The 18,159-nt window shown below is 62.8% G+C and carries 18 protein-coding genes; 2 read left to right on the top strand and 16 right to left on the bottom strand.

Features of this window, described 5'->3' with window-relative positions; translation table 11 throughout:
• Positions 1–64 precede the first annotated feature (64 nt).
• The 8 genes from BLR71_RS00810 to nrdR all read right to left on the bottom strand — a co-directional run bounded on the left by BLR71_RS00810 (position 65) and on the right by nrdR (position 6,994).
• The gene (locus BLR71_RS00810; RefSeq protein WP_092522129.1) at positions 65–1,312 is read right to left on the bottom strand and encodes a DUF945 family protein; all 1,248 of its coding nucleotides are present in this window, start codon (positions 1,310–1,312) and stop codon (positions 65–67) included.
• A gap of 99 nt (positions 1,313–1,411) precedes the next feature.
• Positions 1,412–1,885, bottom strand: coding sequence for a phosphatidylglycerophosphatase A family protein (locus tag BLR71_RS00805; RefSeq protein WP_092522127.1), 474 nt, complete (start codon positions 1,883–1,885; stop codon positions 1,412–1,414).
• Complete coding sequence (gene thiL / locus BLR71_RS00800; protein WP_092522125.1) at positions 1,882–2,808, bottom strand: thiamine-phosphate kinase; 927 nt, start codon at positions 2,806–2,808, stop codon at positions 1,882–1,884. Before thiL ends, BLR71_RS00805 begins: the two co-directional genes overlap by 4 nt.
• Before the next feature lie 67 nt (positions 2,809–2,875).
• Positions 2,876–3,385: a transcription antitermination factor NusB gene (gene nusB, locus BLR71_RS00795; RefSeq protein ID WP_092522123.1), complete on the bottom strand. Its 510-nt coding sequence runs from the start codon at positions 3,383–3,385 to the stop codon at positions 2,876–2,878.
• On the bottom strand, positions 3,382–3,864 hold the full coding sequence (ribH, locus tag BLR71_RS00790; protein WP_092522121.1) for a 6,7-dimethyl-8-ribityllumazine synthase: 483 nt from the start codon (positions 3,862–3,864) through the stop codon (positions 3,382–3,384). The genes nusB and ribH overlap by 4 nt, the downstream gene beginning before the upstream one ends.
• Positions 3,865–3,981: 117 nt before the next feature.
• On the bottom strand, positions 3,982–5,151 hold the full coding sequence (gene ribBA, locus BLR71_RS00785) for a bifunctional 3,4-dihydroxy-2-butanone-4-phosphate synthase/GTP cyclohydrolase II (RefSeq protein WP_092522119.1): 1,170 nt from the start codon (positions 5,149–5,151) through the stop codon (positions 3,982–3,984).
• A 187-nt stretch (positions 5,152–5,338) separates the two neighbouring features.
• Positions 5,339–6,472, bottom strand: coding sequence for a bifunctional diaminohydroxyphosphoribosylaminopyrimidine deaminase/5-amino-6-(5-phosphoribosylamino)uracil reductase RibD (gene ribD / locus BLR71_RS00780; protein ID WP_092522117.1), 1,134 nt, complete (start codon positions 6,470–6,472; stop codon positions 5,339–5,341).
• Between the two features lie 42 nt (positions 6,473–6,514).
• Positions 6,515–6,994, bottom strand: coding sequence for a transcriptional regulator NrdR (gene nrdR / locus BLR71_RS00775; RefSeq protein ID WP_092522115.1), 480 nt, complete (start codon positions 6,992–6,994; stop codon positions 6,515–6,517).
• A 163-nt stretch (positions 6,995–7,157) separates the two neighbouring features.
• Between nrdR and BLR71_RS00770 the strand changes: the two genes are divergently transcribed.
• Positions 7,158–8,942, top strand: a complete 1,785-nt coding sequence (locus BLR71_RS00770) for a sugar phosphorylase (RefSeq protein WP_092522779.1) — start codon at positions 7,158–7,160, stop codon at positions 8,940–8,942.
• A gap of 31 nt (positions 8,943–8,973) precedes the next feature.
• Here the strand turns inward: BLR71_RS00770 and BLR71_RS00765 are convergent, their stop codons facing one another.
• The 6 genes from BLR71_RS00765 to BLR71_RS00740 form a co-directional block, all read right to left on the bottom strand.
• Positions 8,974–9,393 (bottom strand): DUF6691 family protein, encoded by a 420-nt coding sequence (locus BLR71_RS00765; RefSeq protein ID WP_092522113.1) that lies wholly within the window; start codon positions 9,391–9,393, stop codon positions 8,974–8,976.
• Positions 9,390–9,848 (bottom strand): YeeE/YedE family protein, encoded by a 459-nt coding sequence (locus BLR71_RS00760; protein ID WP_092522777.1) that lies wholly within the window; start codon positions 9,846–9,848, stop codon positions 9,390–9,392. The genes BLR71_RS00765 and BLR71_RS00760 overlap by 4 nt, the downstream gene beginning before the upstream one ends.
• Before the next feature lie 174 nt (positions 9,849–10,022).
• Positions 10,023–10,889, bottom strand: a complete 867-nt coding sequence (locus tag BLR71_RS00755) for an MBL fold metallo-hydrolase (RefSeq protein ID WP_092522111.1) — start codon at positions 10,887–10,889, stop codon at positions 10,023–10,025.
• A 277-nt stretch (positions 10,890–11,166) separates the two neighbouring features.
• A complete protein-coding gene (locus BLR71_RS00750; RefSeq protein ID WP_092522109.1) occupies positions 11,167–12,585 on the bottom strand; it encodes an MBL fold metallo-hydrolase RNA specificity domain-containing protein in 1,419 nt (472 codons plus the stop codon).
• An 86-nt stretch (positions 12,586–12,671) separates the two neighbouring features.
• Positions 12,672–13,892: a glycosyltransferase family protein gene (locus BLR71_RS00745; RefSeq protein ID WP_092522107.1), complete on the bottom strand. Its 1,221-nt coding sequence runs from the start codon at positions 13,890–13,892 to the stop codon at positions 12,672–12,674.
• 98 nt (positions 13,893–13,990) lie between these two features.
• Positions 13,991–14,851: an HAD-IIB family hydrolase gene (locus BLR71_RS00740; RefSeq protein ID WP_092522105.1), complete on the bottom strand. Its 861-nt coding sequence runs from the start codon at positions 14,849–14,851 to the stop codon at positions 13,991–13,993.
• Positions 14,852–15,223: 372 nt separating this feature from the next.
• On the opposite strand from BLR71_RS00740, the gene BLR71_RS00735 reads away from it, so the two are divergent.
• Positions 15,224–15,739, top strand: a complete 516-nt coding sequence (locus BLR71_RS00735; RefSeq protein ID WP_092522103.1) for a gluconokinase — start codon at positions 15,224–15,226, stop codon at positions 15,737–15,739.
• 472 nt (positions 15,740–16,211) lie between these two features.
• On the opposite strand, the gene BLR71_RS00730 is transcribed toward BLR71_RS00735, so the two are convergent.
• Both BLR71_RS00730 and BLR71_RS00725 read right to left on the bottom strand, forming a co-directional pair.
• The gene (locus BLR71_RS00730; protein ID WP_092522101.1) at positions 16,212–17,513 is read right to left on the bottom strand and encodes a TRAP transporter large permease; all 1,302 of its coding nucleotides are present in this window, start codon (positions 17,511–17,513) and stop codon (positions 16,212–16,214) included.
• The gene (locus tag BLR71_RS00725; RefSeq protein ID WP_092522099.1) at positions 17,513–18,130 is read right to left on the bottom strand and encodes a TRAP transporter small permease subunit; all 618 of its coding nucleotides are present in this window, start codon (positions 18,128–18,130) and stop codon (positions 17,513–17,515) included. Before BLR71_RS00725 ends, BLR71_RS00730 begins: the two co-directional genes overlap by 1 nt.
• Positions 18,131–18,159: the final 29 nt, after the last annotated feature.

Below are 18,159 nucleotides of genomic sequence, written 5' to 3'. Positions count from 1 at the left end.
AACTTCAAGTCGTAGGCTATGCCCAAAACCAACCGGGCCCAGCATTTTGCTGGGCCCGGATGTCTTACAGAAGCGGCGGGAGGGGTTGACCATTGACGCTCGGTCGGCCGTTTTCGATGAGGATCTCCAGGCGCTCGGTGGTCATCGGCAGACCCAACTGCATCAGCGCCATCGGCGGCACGCCCTGCCAGTCGAACTCGCCATCGAGTCGACGCATCCAACGCAGGCGCTGCTTGGGCTTATCCAAATCATCGAGCGACAGGTTCTCGACGCCGTCACCATCGAAGGTCAGTTCACCGCTCAGGTCGGTGTCCATGGAGAGCAAGTCGCTCTTAACGGCGAGGTGCTCGAGGGTCAGCTTCGGCGAGTCAGCGAACAGCGCCAACACCTGAGGCTCGAGACGCTCGATCAAGGCGGCGAGTTCTTCATCGTTGAGCTCTTCAATGGGCGTGCCGCCCGATGTTGCCTCATCGATGGCCGTCTCGAGCGTGCGAACCGCGTCAGCATTGATCTGCGACAGCGAGAAAGCGAGTTCACCGGAAAGCAGTGGCTCATCGTCGACCCGTGCTTCACCGAGCTTGAGGGTGCCGCCCAGCTGCAACTCGTCGGCACCGAGACTCAGGTTGCCCTCATACCCCATGTCGGCGAGTTCAACCGTGGGGTTGTAGTCACGCGCGACGACCAGGCTATCCAGGGAGATGCTCGCCTGCTGATCACGCTGCTGGCCCGCTTCGTCCTGCTGGTAGCGAGAAGTCAGCGTCAGGCGCCCCACCTCGAGGCTTCCCTCCTCGTTACGAAACTCCCAGGGCGCAATCTCACCGTCCAGACGCGCGTCGTCAGGTTGGCCCTTGATGGTGAAAAAGCCACCTTCACTGGTCAGCCGATTATCGGCATCCTGGATGTCCATGGCGGAGACGTCGAGACGCCCGGTGAAGTCACCGCTCAGGGTCTCGATCTCAGCGTGCCAGCGCGGAGGTGCCACTTCGAGCTTATCGGCGAACAATGCCTGGTCGTCCGCAACGACTTCCATCTCGCCAGAAAGCCGCGTGCTGGTAAGCCCGTGGTTGGCCGTGTAGGGGAAACTCACGCTAAAGCGCTCGTCACGTTTGGCGGTGAGGATGATCTCGCCGCTGGAGGTAAACCAGCCCTTCTTGATGTCCTGACGCTCGACCGTGAGATCCTCGTTTTCCTCGAGGTTGTTCAGGCCCCGCGTCAGCTCGTCGTCGAAGCGTTCGCTGGAGTAGGCCTGAGCGGCAAGATAACCTCCCCCCACTAGTACGACAGCCGTCACGGCCAACAGTCCCTTGCGCATTGTGTTCCCTCACTGGCAATGGTCATCGCTTGGCGATGACGAATGAATGTTCATCGAGCGCTAGAACGGCGCCCTACTCTGGCCAACTGCCTTACTCGCCTAATGCAACCACAGCCAAAGGTGGATGGTACTCCAGGCATAAATGCCGGCCAGCACGTCATCGATCATGATGCCGAAGCCACCGGCCACACGTCGGTCGGCCCAGCGAATCGGCCAGGGCTTGTAGATATCGAAGACCCGAAAGATGACAAAGCCCCAAAGCGCCGCCTCCCAGGAAAACGGCACCGCCGCCATGGTAATCCAGTAGCCAACGAACTCGTCCCAGACGATACCGGAATGGTCGTGGACGCCAAGATCCCGCGAGGTGCGATCACACAGCCAAATTCCCAGAAAATAGGCCACCACCACCACGCCCAGATACCAGGACAGCGGCAGATCCGTCATCAACCAATAGAAAGGGATCGCCGCCAGGGTCCCAAAGGTGCCTGGAGCGAAGGGGACGACGCCGCTGCCCAAGCCAAAAGCCAGGAAATGGCTGGGGCGTCGCCAGACGCTGCCCGGTGCACGATTCATGGCGTTGCTCCTGAAAAGTGTTGCCAGCCCCCGGGGCCGTTCGCTTCCACACCCTGAATGCCGGGCGTAGCAGTGAAGCGCCCGATGACCGTCAGCGGCACTCCGAGAGCGCCGAGCGCCCGCTGGGCCGACTCGAGGGCACCTTCCGGCAGGCCGACCAGCAGCTCGTAGTCGTCTCCGCCGCTAAGCGCCGCCTGAAGGGCGCCCTCCCCCAACCGCTCGACAAGACCTTGGGCCAGCGGCAGCGCTTCGAGTTCCAGCGCCGCGCCAAGCCCCGAGGCATCGCAGAGGTGTTGCAGATCGGCGAGCAGGCCATCGGAGACGTCGATTGCCGCACTGGCCAGGCCACGCAGCGCCTGCCCGGCGGCGAGGCGCGGCTCGGGCAGCAGGTAGGCGGCCAGGAGTGGATCATCCAGCGAGCGTTCGCCGGACTGCCAGGCGGCCAGGCCCCCGGCACCGCCGCCCAGCGAGCCAGTGACGGCGAGCAAGTCGCCCTCATGGGCGCCATGACGGGTCAGGGCTTCGCCGGGAGGAACCTCCCCGTGCACGGTGACGCTAACCGACAGCGGGCCACGGGTCACATCCCCGCCGACCAGATCGATTCCGGCGCGGGCACACAGCGTATCGAAGCCCTGTGCAAAAGGCTCGAGCCAGGCATCGTCGGCGTCATCGAGAGTCAGCGCCATCAGGCACCAGCGGGGAGTGGCGCCCATGGCTGCCAGATCGCTCAGGCTGACCGCCAGCGCCCGGTGGCCAATAGCCGCCGCGGGCGCTGCATGGGGAAAGTGCACCTCGGCCAATGAGGTGTCGACGCTGACCGCCAACTGATGGCCAGGGGTGGGCGCCAGCAAGGTACAGTCATCGCCCACGCCCAGCATCACGCCGGTGTGGCGTGCGGGGCGCGTGAAATGGCGGGCGATCATGTCAAACTCGCTCGGCGAGCCATCCCTGGACAGGCGTTGCGTGGGCTTTTGCATCGCGAGTGACATGTCAGCGACGGGCGCTGACCTCGGCATAGCGCAGGCGCGCCGCGAGCTTGTCGAGCAGACCGTTGATGTACTTGTGACCGTCGGTGGCCCCGAAGGACTTGGCGAGCTCTACGCCTTCGTTGATCACGGCGCGATAAGGGACCTCGAGGCGACGGGACAGCTCGTAGGTACCTAAACGCAGGATGGCCAATTCGACGCTATCGAGATCCTCGAGGCGACGATCCAGCAGCGGGCTCAGGGATGCATCAAGGTCCGCCTGGAAGCGCACCACGTTGTGGACCAGCTCATGGAAAAGCGCCAGATCGGCGACCTGCATGACCTTGTGCCAGTTTTCGTGGTCCTCGAGATCCTCATCGGCGACCTGGCTGCGAAACTCGGCCTCGATGGTACTGACCGGCTTACCGGTCATTTGCCAGGTATAGATGGCCTGAACCGCCAGCTCGCGCGCCGCATGGCGAGCGACCTGGCCCTTCGACGGTGCCCGACGCTCGTTATCCGAGGAACGGCTCATTCTTCACCTCCGAAATGCTTGAGCAGCGAGACCATTTCCATGGCAGCCATGGCGGCCTCGGCCCCCTTGTTGCCGGCCTTGGTGCCGGCTCGCTCGATGGCCTGCTCAATGGAGTTGACGGTCAGCACGCCGTTGGCGATCGGGGTATCGAACTGTAGCTGCAAGGAGCCAAGTGCGGTGTTGCAGCTGCCGGCGACATGCTCGAAGTGCGGGGTGCCGCCACGAATCACCGCGCCGAGAGCGATCACCGCATCCGGGCTCGCCACCTGGAGGGCGCGCTTGACCGCCAGCGGCAGCTCCCAGGCGCCCGGCACATGGACGATGTCGATATGTTCGGCGTCCACGCCATGGCGAACCAGGCTGTCCACGGCACCTTCGACCAGGCTGTCAACCACATGGTGGTTGAAGCGACCGACCACGATCACGTAGCGGCCATCGACATCGGTGAAGTTACCTTCGACTTGGGAGATCGGTTGCATGCTTGTCTTCCTGCTTGAATCTTCTACGCGTCCGGAAGGACGCTTCTCGGATGTTGCGTTCATCGCCGGGGCGCCACTCGCCTGGAGCGGCGCCCCGGATATTACGATATCAGTCGCTCAGGGGCTCAACCGTTCGACCACTTCCAGGTCGAAGCCGGAAAGGGCCGAGAACTTCCAGGGCGAGCTTAAGAGACGCATCTTGCCGACGCCCAGGTGACGCAGAATCTGCGAGCCGGTGCCGATGGTCAGGTAGTTGCCGGCGCCGTCGGAGTCGCTGGTGCGGGGCGCGCGCTTGCGCTCGAGCAGTATATCGAGCTGATCCTTGAGATCGCTTGCATGGCGGGCATCGTCGAGCAGCACGAAGACGCCGCTGTCGGCATTGGCGATCTCGGCCAGTGCCTGCTGGGCAGTCCAGCTCTGACTCTCCAGGCGGATCAACGTCAGGATATCCCGCAGGGTATCGGCCAGGTGCACGCGCACCGTGGTCAACTCCTCCGGGCGGGGCGTGCCCTTGACCAGCGCCAGGTGATGGGCACCCTGAATGCTGTCGCGGAACACATGCAGGATGAGCTCACCGTAGGCGGTCTCCACGGGCGTTGCCTCGAGGTGATCGACGGTCTGCTCGTTGTGAATGCGATAGTGGATCAGGTCGGCGATGGTGCCCATCTTCAGGCCGTGCTCGGCGGCGAAGCGCTCGAGTTCCGGGCGACGCGCCATGCTGCCGTCGTCGTTCATGACTTCGCAGATCACGCCGCTGGGATCGAGCCCAGCCATCGCGGCGAGGTCACAGGCTGCTTCGGTGTGGCCGGCGCGGCGCAGCACGCCGCCTGGCTCGGCCATCAGCGGGAAGATATGGCCCGGCTGGACGATATCGGAGGGCTTGGCGTCACGCGCCGAAGCGGCGCGCACGGTGCGGGCGCGATCGGCGGCAGAGATCCCGGTGGATACGCCCTCGGCGGCCTCGATGGACAGCGTGAACTTGGTGCCAAAGCCAGAGCCGTTGTCCTGCACCATCAGCGGCAGCTGCAGGCGCTCGCAGCGTTCGCGGGTCATCGGCAAACAAATCAGGCCGCGGGCGTGGCGAGCCATGAAGTTGATGTGCTCGGCCTCGACCTTCTCGGCGGCCATGATGATGTCGCCTTCATTCTCGCGGTCCTCATCGTCCATGAGGATCACCATCTTGCCCTGACGGATATCCTCGATCAGGTCCTCGATACGCGCCAGGTCGCTGGCGGTGTCGTGCTGGTCGTCCGCGGTTTGGGAAGACAGGTCATTGGAAAGCGCCATGGGGTCTCCGAATTACTGTGCGTGCTGGCGTCAACGGTAGGCGCCGCATACCGGGGCGCCGCTGAAAAAAACGGGCGCCGACGGGCTGCCGAGGCTTGATGCCGGCAGCTGATCGGCGCTCAGGGTACCTTGGCAAGCCGCGCGGCGCCAGCACTGGGCCGTCCTGCCACCACTCTCAAAGCGACCTTTAGGGCGACTGGCGCTGGGGTCGCGCGATGATTCGCCAGTCACGCCCCACGGCCCGCATGTCGAGTATATCCAGCGGCCGCTGCTGCGCCATACGCTCGAGCCCGGGCAGTGCCACCAGCGGGCGTGCCTCGCCGCCGAGCAAGGTCGGCGCAACGAACAGCTGCATCTCATCGACGAGCTCGGCATCGAGCATGCCGCCGGCAAGCGTCGCCCCGGTCTCGAGCAGCACCTCGTTGGTCTGCTCCTCGCGGGCCAGATACTCGAGCAGCGCCACCAGGTCGACTCGCCCATCGGCGCCCGACGGCAAGCACAGCACCTCGGCGCCGGCCGCCTCGAGCCTGGTGCGGCGCTCGGCGTCCCGGGAACAGCTGGCGATCAGGGTGCGTCCCGGCTCACTCAGGCAGGCCGCGGCCAGCGGCAGGCGCAGGGTACTGTCGACGATCACTCTAAGCGGCTGGCGGCGGGCGATCGCCTCGCCATCCTCGAGATCGAGCTGGGAGGCGCGCACCGTCAGCCGCGAATTGTCGAAGATGATCGAGTCGACGCCGCTGATCACCGCACTGGAACGGGCTCGCAGACGCTGTACCTCGGTGCGCGCCCGTGGCCCGGTGATCCATTGCGATTCACCGGAGCGCATCGCGGTGCGTCCATCGAGGCTCATCGCCATCTTCATGCGCACGAAGGGCCTCCCACGGGTCATGCGCGACAGAAACCCCGGGTTCAGGGCCCTGGCCTCATCCTCGAGCAGCCCGCATTCCACTTCGATCCCGGCCTCACGCAGCATGGCGAAGCCCTTCCCCGCCACCGCCGCGTGGGGGTCCTGCATGGCGGCCACCACCTTCTTGACGCCGGCATCGACCAGCGCCTGGGCGCAGGGTCCGGTACGACCGTGATGCGCGCAGGGTTCGAGGGTCACGTAGGCAGTAGCGCCCTTAGCGGCACCGCCGGCATCAGACAGGGCATGGATCTCGGCATGGGGCTCGCCGGCGCGGACATGGTAGCCCTCGCCAACGATCTGGCGGCGTTTGACCAGCACGCAGCCGACTCGCGGGTTCGGGTCGGTGGTGTAGAGGCCGCGGCGTGCCAGGGTCAGGGCACGGGCCATGAAGGCTTCCGGGGTCGCAGTGGCCATGGGCATCCTAGGCAGTTGAGCAGGCAAGAGGCGAGTGCAGCGTCAGTGATCGTCCTGGGGCGAGAAGCTCGGCTCCTGGGCCAGGCGGTCGATTTCGGCACGAAACTCGTCGATATCCTGAAAGCGACGGTAGACCGAAGCGAAGCGAATATAGGCGATCTGATCCAGACGCTTGAGCGCATCCATCACTTCCTGGCCCACTTCGATCGCCTTGATCTCTCGCTCGCCCCGCGCCCGCAGGCGCTGGCGAATCCGCTCGACGGCGGCCTCGATCGATTCGGCGCTCACCGGGCGCTTCTCCAGCGCCCGCAGCATGCCGGCACGCAGCTTGGCCTCATCGAAGCTTTCCCGCGAACCGTCCGCCTTGACGACCCGCGGCATGACCAACTCAGCGGTCTCATAGGTCGTGAAGCGTTCACCGCAGGCGGCGCACTGACGTCGACGACGAACTTGGTCGCCCTCGACGACCAGGCGCGAATCGGTGACCTTGGTGTCATGGGTACCGCAGAAAGGACAATGCATCGGCTGGATTCCGGCCTGTTCGACACAACAACTCTTGCTCTATTGTAACGATTTGGCCGCATGGCGCCCAGCCACACTTCGCGTTTGGCACGAGGCCTGCATGAAGCCAAGGATATGCCTCACCGCCCGCCAGGTGCGCATTTCGGCCTCCGAGGAATTGCCCATGAGCTCATCTCTACCTCCCACACCCCCACGCCAGTTGGACGAAACCGGCTTCATCGATGCCGCCCGCGCACGCCTGGAGGAAGTCTACGGGCCCCGCAGCGACGCGATCCTGCGCCGCCTGGTCACCTTGATTTCGCACCAGCGTGGTGCCATCGACGCCACTCCACGTCCATTGTGGAGCGAGCGCGACCAGTGGCTGATCACCTATGGCGACAGCCTGCTCGACGGTGATCGTGCGCCACTGGAAGTGTTGAAGGGTTTTCTGGATGAGCGAACGGAAGACATCTTCAGCGGCGTGCATGTGCTGCCCTTCTTTCCCTGGAGCAGCGACGATGGCTTCTCGGTGGTGCACTACCGGGAGGTCAACCCGGAACTCGGCGACTGGCCGGATATCCGCGCGCTGGCCGATCGCCGGGACCTGATGGTCGACCTGGTGATCAACCACGTATCGCGAGACTCGCTGTGGTTCGTCGACTATCTGGCCGACAGCCAGCCCGGACGTAACTACTTCATCGAGATGGACCCGGCGACCGACCTGTCTCAGGTCACGCGGCCACGCAACTCACCGCTGCTGGTGCCGGTCAGTACCCGGCGCGGCACCCGCCACCTATGGGCCACCTTCTCGGAAGACCAGATCGATCTTAACTTCGACAACCCGGATGTACTGATCGAATTCGTCGGCATCCTGCTCTTCTATCTCCAGCAGGGGGCCCGCACCATCCGCCTGGATGCCATTGCCTACCTGTGGAAGGAAGTCGGCACCTCCTGCATTCACCTGCCCCAGACCCATGCCATCGTGCGTCTGCTGCGGGCAATCGTCGATTACGTGGCCCCAGGCACTCGCCTGATCACCGAAACCAATGTGCCACACCGCGAGAACATGAGCTATCTGGGGCTCGAGCGAGCCGCCATGGAGGGAACGGCGCCGGACGAGGCGCACCTGATCTATCAGTTCACCCTGCCACCGCTGCTGGTGCATACCTTGACCAGCGGCGATGCCACGGCGCTGACGCAATGGGCCAGGAGCCTGCCTGCCCTGCCGCCGGGCTGCAGCTATTTCAACTTCACGGCCAGCCACGACGGCATCGGCGTGAGGGCCCTGGAAGGACTGCTGCCGCAGCATGAAGTCGACGTGATGCTCGATTTGATGCATCGCTTCGGCGGCTTCGTCAGCATGAAGACCAACCCGGACGGCCAGGACTCGCCCTACGAGATCAATATCGCCTACTTCGATGCCATGAAGGGCACCCGGCGCGGCGCCGACGCCTGGCAGGTCGAACGCTTCCTACTGAGCCAGAATCTGCTGCTGGCCCTCCAAGGCATTCCCGGCATCTACCTGCATTCGTTGACCGCGACGCTCAATGACCACGAGGGCGTTGAGCGCAGGGGCCAGCTGCGCGCCATCAACCGCCGTCGCTGGCAGCTTTGCGAACTCAACGAGCTGATCGACAGCCGCAGCACCCCGACCCGCGAGGCCTTCGGCTCGCTCAAGGAGCGTCTCAAGCAGCGCGCCGCGGAGCCCTGCTTTCACCCCGAGGCGCCTCAGCGGGTGCTCGAGACGCCACCGGGGCTCTTTGCCATTGAGCGCGGCCCGCTGCCGGATGGCCGCCGACTGCTGGCGATCTATAACATCAGCGACCAGCGCCAGCCGCTCAGCATGCCCGAGCTGGATCAGGGCCAATGGCTCGACGTGCTCGCCGACGGCAACGTCTGGGCACCGGATGAGCGCGAGATACTGCGCCCCTACCGCAGCCTATGGCTGGTGCAGCCGGGCCTTGCCTGATCCGGGCCAGGCCGGAACGTCCCGGTGCGCTTCATCCCAGGCGCCGAGCCAACCACCAACCGCCCACCATTGCGGTCAGCATGGCGGCAAGCGGCAGGCTCAGACCTGAAAGCGAGGCGACTGCCGGCCCCGGGCAGTAGCCGGAGAGTCCCCAGCCGATGCCGAACAGCGCCGCCCCGCCTAGCAACTTGGCATCCAGGTCGCGGCGGGTCGGCAGTTGGAAGGCGCCCGCAAAGAGTGGCGCACGGCGGCGTAGCACCCAGCGGTAGCCGACGAAGGTGGTCACCACGGCGCCGCCGAGCACGAACATTAGCGTCGGGTCCCAGGCCCCCGCCAGATCGAGAAAACCGATCACCCGGGCAGGATCCGTCATGCCGCCGAGTGCCAACCCGAGACCGAACAGCAGGCCGGCAAGGTAGCCCGCGATGGGCTTGAGCATCGCTGACGTCATGCGCCACCTCCCAGCAGATGGCGCACTACGAACACGGTCACGATGCCGGTGGCTAGAAAGGTCACCGTGGCCGCCAATGACCGTGGAGAGAGCCGCGACAGGCCGCAAACGCCATGGCCACTGGTGCAGCCGCTACCGATACCGGTCCCCACCCCCACCAGCAGCCCAGCAACCAGCATCAGCCCCACGCCGCCGGCGGGTGCGCCAATCACGGCGCCCGGCTGCCCCGCGACGTTGCCAAAGGCTCCCAGCGCCGTTAACAGCAAGGGACCACTGATCAGCCCCAGCAGAAAGGTCAGGCGCCAAGCGGTATCCCCCTTGGGCCGTTCCAGCACCAGCGCCGAGAGAATGCCGCTGATCCCGGCGATACGGCCAAGGGCGGCCATCAGCCACACCGCCGAGAGACCGATCAATACGCCACCGGCCAGGCCCTGCAGACTCGAACTCCAATCCAACATCGTCTCCTCCATGATTCTCGTCAAAGCGTTACCCATGCGATTACGCTGCTGCGGTTCTCAACCTTGGTTCTCAACGTCGACCCTCAAATATGCCACTCAACCTAGGCGCGCTTGGCGGCCATGCACGCCGCTGCAAGAGCAAGATAGCCAGCAGACCGTTGATCAGCCGCCTCACAACAGGTTGATCGGCACCTTGAGGTAGACCTGGCCATTCTCCTCGGCGGGCGGCATCTCGCCCGCGCGCATATTGACCTGAACAGAAGGCAGGATCAGGCGTGGCATGCCCAGGGTGGCGTCACGCTCGGTGCGCAGCTTGACGAAGTCTTCCTCGCTCACGCCCTCATGGACATGAATATTATCGGCGCGCTGCTCGGCCACCGAGGTCTCGTGGTGATAGGTGTCGCGATCTGGGCTCTTGTAGTCATGACAAAGGAAAAGCCGCGTCTCACTAGGCAGGGCCAGCACCTTCTGGATCGAACGGAAGAGCGTGGCGGCATCGCCGCCGGGAAAGTCGCAGCGGGCCGTGCCGTAATCGGGCATGAACAGGGTGTCGCCGACGAAGGCAGCATCGCCTATCACATAGGTCAGGCAGGCCGGCGTGTGTCCCGGGGTGTGCAGCACCCGCCCCTCGAGGCCGCCGATGGCGAAGGTGTCGCCCTCCTCGAAGAGGCGATCGAACTGGCTGCCGTCCCGAGCGAAATCGGTTCCGGCATTGAAGGCCTTGCCGAAGATCTCCTGCACCTCGGTAATGCGGGCACCGATGCCGGTCTGGCCGCCAAGCTTCTGGTGCAGATAAGGCGCCGCCGAGAGGTGATCGGCGTGGACATGGGTCTCCAAAACCCAGGCAACCTCGAGCTCATGCTCCCGGATGAAAGCGATGATCGCATCGGCACTCTTCACATCGGTGTGCCCGGCGGCATAATCGAAATCCAGCACCGAGTCGAGAATCGCACAGGTCCGACTCGCCGGGTCCTGAACCACGTAGCTAAAGGTATTGGTAGGTTCGTCAAAGAAAGACGTGACGATCGGGCTTTTCATCGCGGATACCTCTACAACCAAAAAGACACGGGGAAACCGGCAGCGCCTGGTTAGCGTCACTGGCCTCAGCATAACGCAAAAAATATTCTAACGTTATACCTTTTTGGCATATTAGAAAGAAGACTACCCGAGCTGCGACCAACGGCAAAGACGAGCGCCTTCTACCAGCATAGGCACCAGTGGCGACATCACGGGGCAATAACCAAGCACCGCTTGACCTGCGTCAAGCGGCGGAGTGCACAGGGAGTGCACGGACAGACGGCATGAGTGCGCAGCGCTAAAGCTCAATGCACTGCTGGTAGACGGGAATCTCGGCTTCAATGCCGCTGGTGGCAAGTACCTGCTGCAAGGCCAGCTGTGCCGCCGGCTCGCCGTGCACCAGATAGAACCGTGGACAATCGCGAAAGGCGCCGGCCCAAGCGACCAGCTCGGTCTGGCCGGCATGGGCTGAAAAGCCGCCAATGGTGTGGATATGCGCCTTCACCTTCAGCTCGCGCCCCAACACTTTGAGGTGGGAAGCGCCATCGACCAGTCGCCGGCCGTTGGTCCCCGCGGCCTGAAAGCCGACGATGACGACTCGGGTGCTGGGGTGTTCAAGGTTGTAGCGAAAGTGATGCAGGATGCGGCCACCGTTGCACATTCCAGCACCGGCGATGATGACCGCCCCGCCCCGAATCCGGTTGATCGCCATGGACTCCTCGACGCTGCGCGTCAGCCGCAGCCCTGGCAAGTATTGTTCGGGGTCGCCATGGGCCGCCACGTTGAGCGCGTGCAGGTCCTCGGGATCGAGGGTCGAGCGACGGCGCTCGTAGAGCTCGGTCACTCGAATCGCCATCGGGCTATCCAGGAAGATGCGCTGCTGGCGCAGCCGCCCCTGATGGTAGAGCATACTGAGATGATAGAGGATTTCCTGGGTGCGACCGATGGCGAAAGCGGGAATCAGCACATTGCCGCCATCCTCGAAGGCCGCATCGAGCACCTCGGCGAATTCCTCGATGGTCTCCTTGAGCGGACGGTGATCGCGGTCTCCATAGGTGCTTTCCAACAACACCAGATCGGCGTCACGCTGAATGTCTGGGTCCTTCATCAGCGCCGATTCAGGATTGCCGAGGTCTCCGGAAAACACCAGGCGCCGAGTGCGCCCACCCGAGGGAATCGCCAGCTCGACGATCGCCGAGCCGAGGATATGGCCGGCATCGTGATACACGAGGACGACGCCGCCGGCGAGCGTCGCCGGCTGACCGAAAGGATGGATCTGGCAGAGATCGAGCGTCCTCTCGACGTCATCGATATCATAGAGCGGCTTGAGAAGCGGCTTGCCAGCCCGATGCCGCCAGCGGTTCTCCCATTCGACATCCTTGGCCATGATGAAGGCGGAGTCGGCCAGCGTGATCTCGAGCAGCGCCTTGGTGCCGGGCGTGCAGTGGATGGCGCCTCGATAGCCCTCGCGCACCAGCTTGGGCAAGAGACCGCAGTGATCCAGGTGGCCGTGGGAAATCACGACCTCATCGAGGGTGTCGGCCAGACGGCCGAAGGGTTCCGCATTGATGCGCTCGGCGTCCTCGCCGCCCTGATGCATGCCGCACTCGAGCAGCACACGCCGGGCCGGCACGCCCTCGCCGTCAGCATCGACTTCGATCAGATAGCGCGAGCCGGTCACCTCACCGACCGCACCCAGAAACGTCAGTGTCGACATCGGGCCTGCCTCCAACTGCTGGGGTCACGCCTTCAGCATAGTCGGAGGGCGCCGCCAGGCCAGGTCAGTCAACCGCCTTGACGCGGCTAGACCTTGCCCTGATTGTCGAGCTCCACTGCCGCATGCATACGCTCGAGCAGATCGGGAATCGCCGCCTGCACCCGGTTCCAGCTGGGGATGAATGGCTTGTCACGGGGATTGTCGAGGAAGGCGGCCCCCGCCTCCATGATGTTGGAGGCAAACAGTTCCACCGCCTGTTCCTCGCTGTGCCGGTCGAGTTTCAGGCCGTTCATGGTGGCATCGTTGTCGTAGGCCTCGATCAGGTCCAGGGCGATGCGATAATAGGTCGCCTTGATGGTACGGAAGGTCTCGGCATGAATCTCGATGCCCAGGGTCGCCAGCTTGCGATATAGCGCCTTGGCGATATCCAGGCTCATGCGGTTGAGTCCGGTCGTGGCATCCTCTTCCGAGACAGACTGATGCTTGTGGTCGTAGACATCGGCGATGTCGACCTGACAAAGCTGCTTGGTGGAGTAGTTGCGGTGCACTTCGGAGAGCACGCCGATTTCGAGCCCCCAGTCGCTGGGAATGCGAATGCCATCGAGCACGTCGGTGCGCATCGAGAACTCCCCGGACAGCGGATAGCGGTAGCTGTCGAGGTAATCGAGATAGGGCAAAGGGCCATAGATCTTCTTCAGGGCTCGGATCAGTGGCGTGACCATCAGCCGCGCGACCCGGCCATTGAGCTTGCCCGAGGCGATGCGCGAGTAGTAGCCCTTGCAGAACTCATAATTGAACTGCGGATGAGCCACCGGATAGATCAGGCGCGCCAGCAGACCGCGATCATAGGTGACGATGTCGCAATCGTGCAGGGCGATCGCCTCGGTGCGGCGAGAAGCCTGGACATAGCCACCACAGAACCAGACGTTGCGCCCCTTGCCGGGCTCCTGGGGCGAGATCCCCTCCTCCGACAGCTCGGCGTCCAGCGACTTCAGCCGTGGCCCATCGTTCCACAAGATGCGGTGGTGCTGAGGTAGGCGGGAGAAGAACTCCCGGGCGTGCAGAAACTGCTCTCGATCCGCCCGATCAAGCCCGATCACGATCTCGGAGAGATAAGGCACCTTGGCCAGTTCATCGACGATATGCGAGAGCGCCGGCCCTTCGAGTTCGGAATACAGCGAGGGCAAGATAAGGCCCATCGGACGCCGCCGGGAAAAGCGCACCAGATCGGCCTCGATGTCCTCTACCGGACGCCGCATCAGGTTGTGAAAATTGGTGATGATGCCGTTCTGGTAAAAGTCGCTCATCCGAGATTCTCCTGATCATCCTGCTGGTGACTATGGCTAATGCATCAGTCTTGTCATGGTGCTTGGTGATCGTGTCGTGCGGTGTAGTGCCAGGGCGGCTAGGATTCCTTGGCCGGCGCGGTCAGCTCCTTTCCCCACCAGTAATCCAGCCCTTCGGCCCAGCCCGAGGGTCCCGGGTGTCGGGCATGATATTGATGGGCATTGGTAAGCCGCACCGAGTGGTCATGGCGGCCAGGAATCAGCACGGCGCGATCCACCGCCTCGAGCAGCGGTACGTCGTTGGGCCCGTCGCCAAGCCCCAGGGTCAGGGGGCGATGGCCCCGCAGCGCCTGATAGCGCTCGACCAGCCAGCGAACGCCGTCGCCCTTGTCGAGCTGGCCCATGGCATGCCAGAAACGCCCGCCGCGCAGCAGGCATAGCCCGTCCGCCTCCAGCGCCTGACGAAAGTCCACTAGCGCCGCCTCGGAGTCATCCCAAATCAGCGGCTCGCAGCCTTCCCGCACCCGGGCCAGACGGGCCTGTGGCTCCGGCAGGCCGGTCAGCGACATGATTTCGTCTATGCCGAGCTCCCCCATGCCACGAAAGCGAACGCCAAGGCGCTCGCGCATCACGCCAAGCCGAGTGCGAAGAAAACCGATATCGATTCCCGGCGTCTTGATTGCCAGACCGTCGACAAAGTTCGGATTACGATCCAGGCGAGCATGCTGCCAGGCGGGTGGAAGCCCAATTACCGCTCCGTTTTCGGCAATGAAAGGAATATCTTGCAGGCCCAGCTCGCGACGCAGCGGCATTAGCTCGGCACGCGTCTTGCTGGTCACCGGAATCACCAGCACTCCTGCGTGATGAAGCCGTTTGAGCCAAGGGGCGGCCGGCTTCCACCCATAGTTGTCGTGGTCTAGCAGGGTGCCGTCGAGATCGGTGAAGACCAGGCGAGGCAAGGAAGGCGAAACGGGTGACATGGGCGTTACCTGCTGGCTGGCATGAGCGTGCCGATATGGAAAACCCTAGCACGCAGCGTGCCAGACCGATGCATTCGCCATGACGCATGGCGCAACGCTGGTTGTCGCGGGACCCGACAGCGGTCCAGAGCACCACAAAGAGGCGACCTTTTTGCAATACGGCAACACCGCGCACCATTTTGGTTCACCGCACAACAAAGTGCCGCTTTCCTAAAAAAATGAGGCCCGGTCATGCGCCTATATGAGGAGTTGAATAGCCAATATGGCGACAGAGCGTCACCCCTTGAAATCGTCGTATTATCACTGGCCACCAACGGCTAATTTTCGCTATTATTCCCTCAAGTTCACCGCATTATTTATCGAGAAAAGCGCATGAATACCTCGCCACTCACTCTACTCGTTATGGGCGTTTCCGGTTCGGGTAAATCACACATCGGAAAACTGCTGGCACAGGCGGTCCATGCCGAATTTATCGATGCCGATGATCATCACAGCGAAAACAGTATCGCCAAGATGGCGCGAGGGGAGCCGCTGAACGATAGCGACCGTCAAGGCTGGCTTTTGACCCTTGCCGACCTGTATCGCGACTATCGCGCCCAGGGCAAGGATATCGTCATCGGCTGCTCGGCGCTGAAGCATCGCTACCGTGATGTACTGCGACAAGGGGCTCCCGAGCTCCACATCCTGTATCTACACGGCTCCCGGACCGTATTGCTGGAGCGCCTAGGCGGTCGTAGCGGCCACTTCTTTACCGGCGAACATATGCTGAATAGCCAGCTTACCGATCTTGAGATGCCAGACGAAACCGAAGCCGTTCGCCTCGATATCCGCCAGCCTCCGGAACAGATTGTGGCAGACTTTCTCTCACGATCTGGCATTCAGCGCTGACAGGCCATCCCGAGAGAAGCGCTTATAAAAAATACCTAAAAGAAGAGCATCGGGGACAGGCATCTCAGAAAGCCTCAAGCAATTAGCGCCATGAATCTCTAAGTGGCGCTTGCCTTAAATTCCCGCCACCACCGTCACTATTCCTTTCTTATGTGCTGATGTTTCTCTTATCATCCCCCCTTTCATAGCCACTGTGCCCTCTCAACATCTGGCTCTCCCTGGCTCTTATCATCGCTTCAGTTATCACTCGCCATTTGGGCTGTCATTTCTTAACTTCTCTCAGCCAAGCCTTTTCATAGGGTGTGATGCCACTTTTCATGAGCGGTGTATCCACGGCTGACCATCATGGCCGTCGCTAGAAAGAATTGCCCTGCTGATTCGACCCGCAGGCATTCAAATCAAAAAAACGCCCCAACCATTCGCATGATTGGGGCGTTCGATCAGGCGTTTTTCATGAACGCAGTGTCATGAATCAGACCAGCCACATGGCCAGATCGGGGAAGAACAGCAGCAGGAACAAGACGCAGAGCTGAATAGCGATAAACGGCAGCAGCGATACGAAGATATCCTTGAGGCTGATACTGGGTGGCGCCACGCCCTTCAAGTAGAAGGCGGCGGGGCCAAAGGGTGGCGACAGGAAGGAGACCTGCATGTTGACCGCGAACAGGATGCCGAACCAGATCGGGCTATAGCCCAACTGCACCACGATCGGCACGAAGATCGGCAGCGCCAGCATCGCCACGCCAATCCAGTCGAGGAACATGCCAAGCACCAGCAGTATCGCCATCATCACCAGCAGAATCACGATCGGCTCAACGTCCATACCGAGAATCACCTGCGAGATGAAACGGTTGCCTCCCATCAGGTTGTAGACCCCGACCAATGCCGCGGCACCGATACCGATCCAGATGATCATGCCGCAGGTCGTCATGGTCTGACCGAGGCTTGCATGCAGCGTCTTGAAGGAAAACTCGCCGCGCAGCAAGATAGCCAGCAGTACACCGAACACGCCCATTGCCGCCGCTTCGGTCACCGAGGCCACACCGCCGTAGATAGACCCCAACACCATGAAGGCGATCAGTCCGGGCACGATGATGGCTTTGAGCGCCTGCCAGCGGTTGGAGAAACCGTCTTCACGATCAGCATCGGTCATCGGCGGTCCCATCGCCGGATTACGCATGCAGCGCACCAGTACATAGGCGATGTAGGAGCCCATCAGGATCACCGCGGGCGTAATGGCCGCCGTGAACAGATCGGCGATCGACACGCTGGCAATCAGGCCGTAAATGATCAGTACGATCGAGGGCGGCATCATGGTGCCGAGGGCACCGCCCGCGCAGACCACACCAATCGAGAGGTGCTTGTCATAGCCCAGTCGCAGCATCTGCGGCAGTGCCAAGATGCCCAGCAGCACGATCTCGCCGCCGATAATGCCGGATAGCGCCGCCAGGAAGAAGGCCACCACGATGGTCTGCACGGCGACACCGCCAGGCAAACGGCCGGCAAAGACGCGCATGGCGTTGAAGAGATCCTTGGCGATCCCCGATCGGTCGAGTAACGAGGCCATCAACACGAACATCGGCACCGCCACCAGCGAATACTCGGTCACGAAGCCAAATACGCGGCTGGTAACCAACGGCAAGGCGTTGCTGCCAAACCAGCCGAAGGTGAATACCAGGGCCACTAGACCAGTGATGAAAGCCAGCGGCAGGCCCGTCACCAGCAGCGCAAAGATGGCGGTAACCAATAACAGCGTTCCGTCAGCGATATCCATTACCGGCTCCTCTCAGCGTTGGTGGTCGGCTTGGCACGCAGCGACTGAATGCAGTGAATCAGCGCCTGAATGCTCATGATCATCAGAGAGACCATGATGATGCCCTTGACCAGGGCCGGAAACGGCGGGTTCCAGGAGGTACCCGAACGCTCCAGCGACCAGTCGCCGAGCGGGTTGTGGGAGGCATCCCAGAACATCACGAAGGCGGCATAGCTCATCGCCACGCAAAAGCCCAGGGTCACCAGATCATTGAAGCGATCCAGCCAGACCTTGAGCCGCGGACCGGCATGGTCATAGAGCACGCGCACGCGAATATGCTGATTACCGGCCAATGCCGCGGGACCACCCAGGGCAAAGCTCACGGCCACCAGCATGACCACGGTCTCATGCACCCAGGAGGTCGGCGAATCGAAGCCGTAGCGCATGATGACCTCGAAGACACTGATGCCCATGGCGATGAAGACCAGCCAGGCGGCCCCGCGGGCGCACCAGGTCACGCCGCGATCGAAGGCGCTGCGGGTCGGGTCACTCGGCTCGGGCTCCCCTGCGGTGGCGGCGACCAGCTCGTCGTCGCGCGTCACGCCGGCTGCCTCGTGGCGTTGGGATTGTCGAGACATGACGTTTCCTCTCAAATCAATAGGGACGA

It is taken from the genome of Onishia taeanensis, from assembly GCF_900100755.1.
Taxonomy (GTDB): domain Bacteria; phylum Pseudomonadota; class Gammaproteobacteria; order Pseudomonadales; family Halomonadaceae; genus Onishia; species Onishia taeanensis.
The sequence above is the reverse complement of the archived record's forward strand: the minus strand, read 5'-3'. Positions and strand labels throughout refer to the sequence as shown.

Bases quoted from the DNA above. Each gene is read 5' to 3' on its own strand.
- BLR71_RS00810 (WP_092522129.1), bottom strand. From the start codon at position 1,312: ATGCGCAAGGGACTGTTGGCCGTGACGGCTGTCGTACTAGTGGGGGGA.
- BLR71_RS00805 (WP_092522127.1), bottom strand. From the start codon at position 1,885: ATGAATCGTGCACCGGGCAGCGTCTGGCGACGCCCCAGCCATTTCCTG.
- thiL (WP_092522125.1), bottom strand. From the start codon at position 2,808: ATGATCGCCCGCCATTTCACGCGCCCCGCACGCCACACCGGCGTGATG.
- nusB (WP_092522123.1), bottom strand. From the start codon at position 3,385: ATGAGCCGTTCCTCGGATAACGAGCGTCGGGCACCGTCGAAGGGCCAG.
- ribH (WP_092522121.1), bottom strand. From the start codon at position 3,864: ATGCAACCGATCTCCCAAGTCGAAGGTAACTTCACCGATGTCGATGGC.
- ribBA (WP_092522119.1), bottom strand. From the start codon at position 5,151: ATGGCGCTTTCCAATGACCTGTCTTCCCAAACCGCGGACGACCAGCAC.
- ribD (WP_092522117.1), bottom strand. From the start codon at position 6,472: ATGGCCACTGCGACCCCGGAAGCCTTCATGGCCCGTGCCCTGACCCTG.
- nrdR (WP_092522115.1), bottom strand. From the start codon at position 6,994: ATGCATTGTCCTTTCTGCGGTACCCATGACACCAAGGTCACCGATTCG.
- BLR71_RS00770 (WP_092522779.1), top strand. From the start codon at position 7,158: ATGAGCTCATCTCTACCTCCCACACCCCCACGCCAGTTGGACGAAACC.
- BLR71_RS00765 (WP_092522113.1), bottom strand. From the start codon at position 9,393: ATGACGTCAGCGATGCTCAAGCCCATCGCGGGCTACCTTGCCGGCCTG.
- BLR71_RS00755 (WP_092522111.1), bottom strand. From the start codon at position 10,889: ATGAAAAGCCCGATCGTCACGTCTTTCTTTGACGAACCTACCAATACC.
- BLR71_RS00750 (WP_092522109.1), bottom strand. From the start codon at position 12,585: ATGTCGACACTGACGTTTCTGGGTGCGGTCGGTGAGGTGACCGGCTCG.
- BLR71_RS00745 (WP_092522107.1), bottom strand. From the start codon at position 13,892: ATGAGCGACTTTTACCAGAACGGCATCATCACCAATTTTCACAACCTG.
- BLR71_RS00740 (WP_092522105.1), bottom strand. From the start codon at position 14,851: ATGTCACCCGTTTCGCCTTCCTTGCCTCGCCTGGTCTTCACCGATCTC.
- BLR71_RS00735 (WP_092522103.1), top strand. From the start codon at position 15,224: ATGAATACCTCGCCACTCACTCTACTCGTTATGGGCGTTTCCGGTTCG.
- BLR71_RS00730 (WP_092522101.1), bottom strand. From the start codon at position 17,513: ATGGATATCGCTGACGGAACGCTGTTATTGGTTACCGCCATCTTTGCG.
- BLR71_RS00725 (WP_092522099.1), bottom strand. From the start codon at position 18,130: ATGTCTCGACAATCCCAACGCCACGAGGCAGCCGGCGTGACGCGCGAC.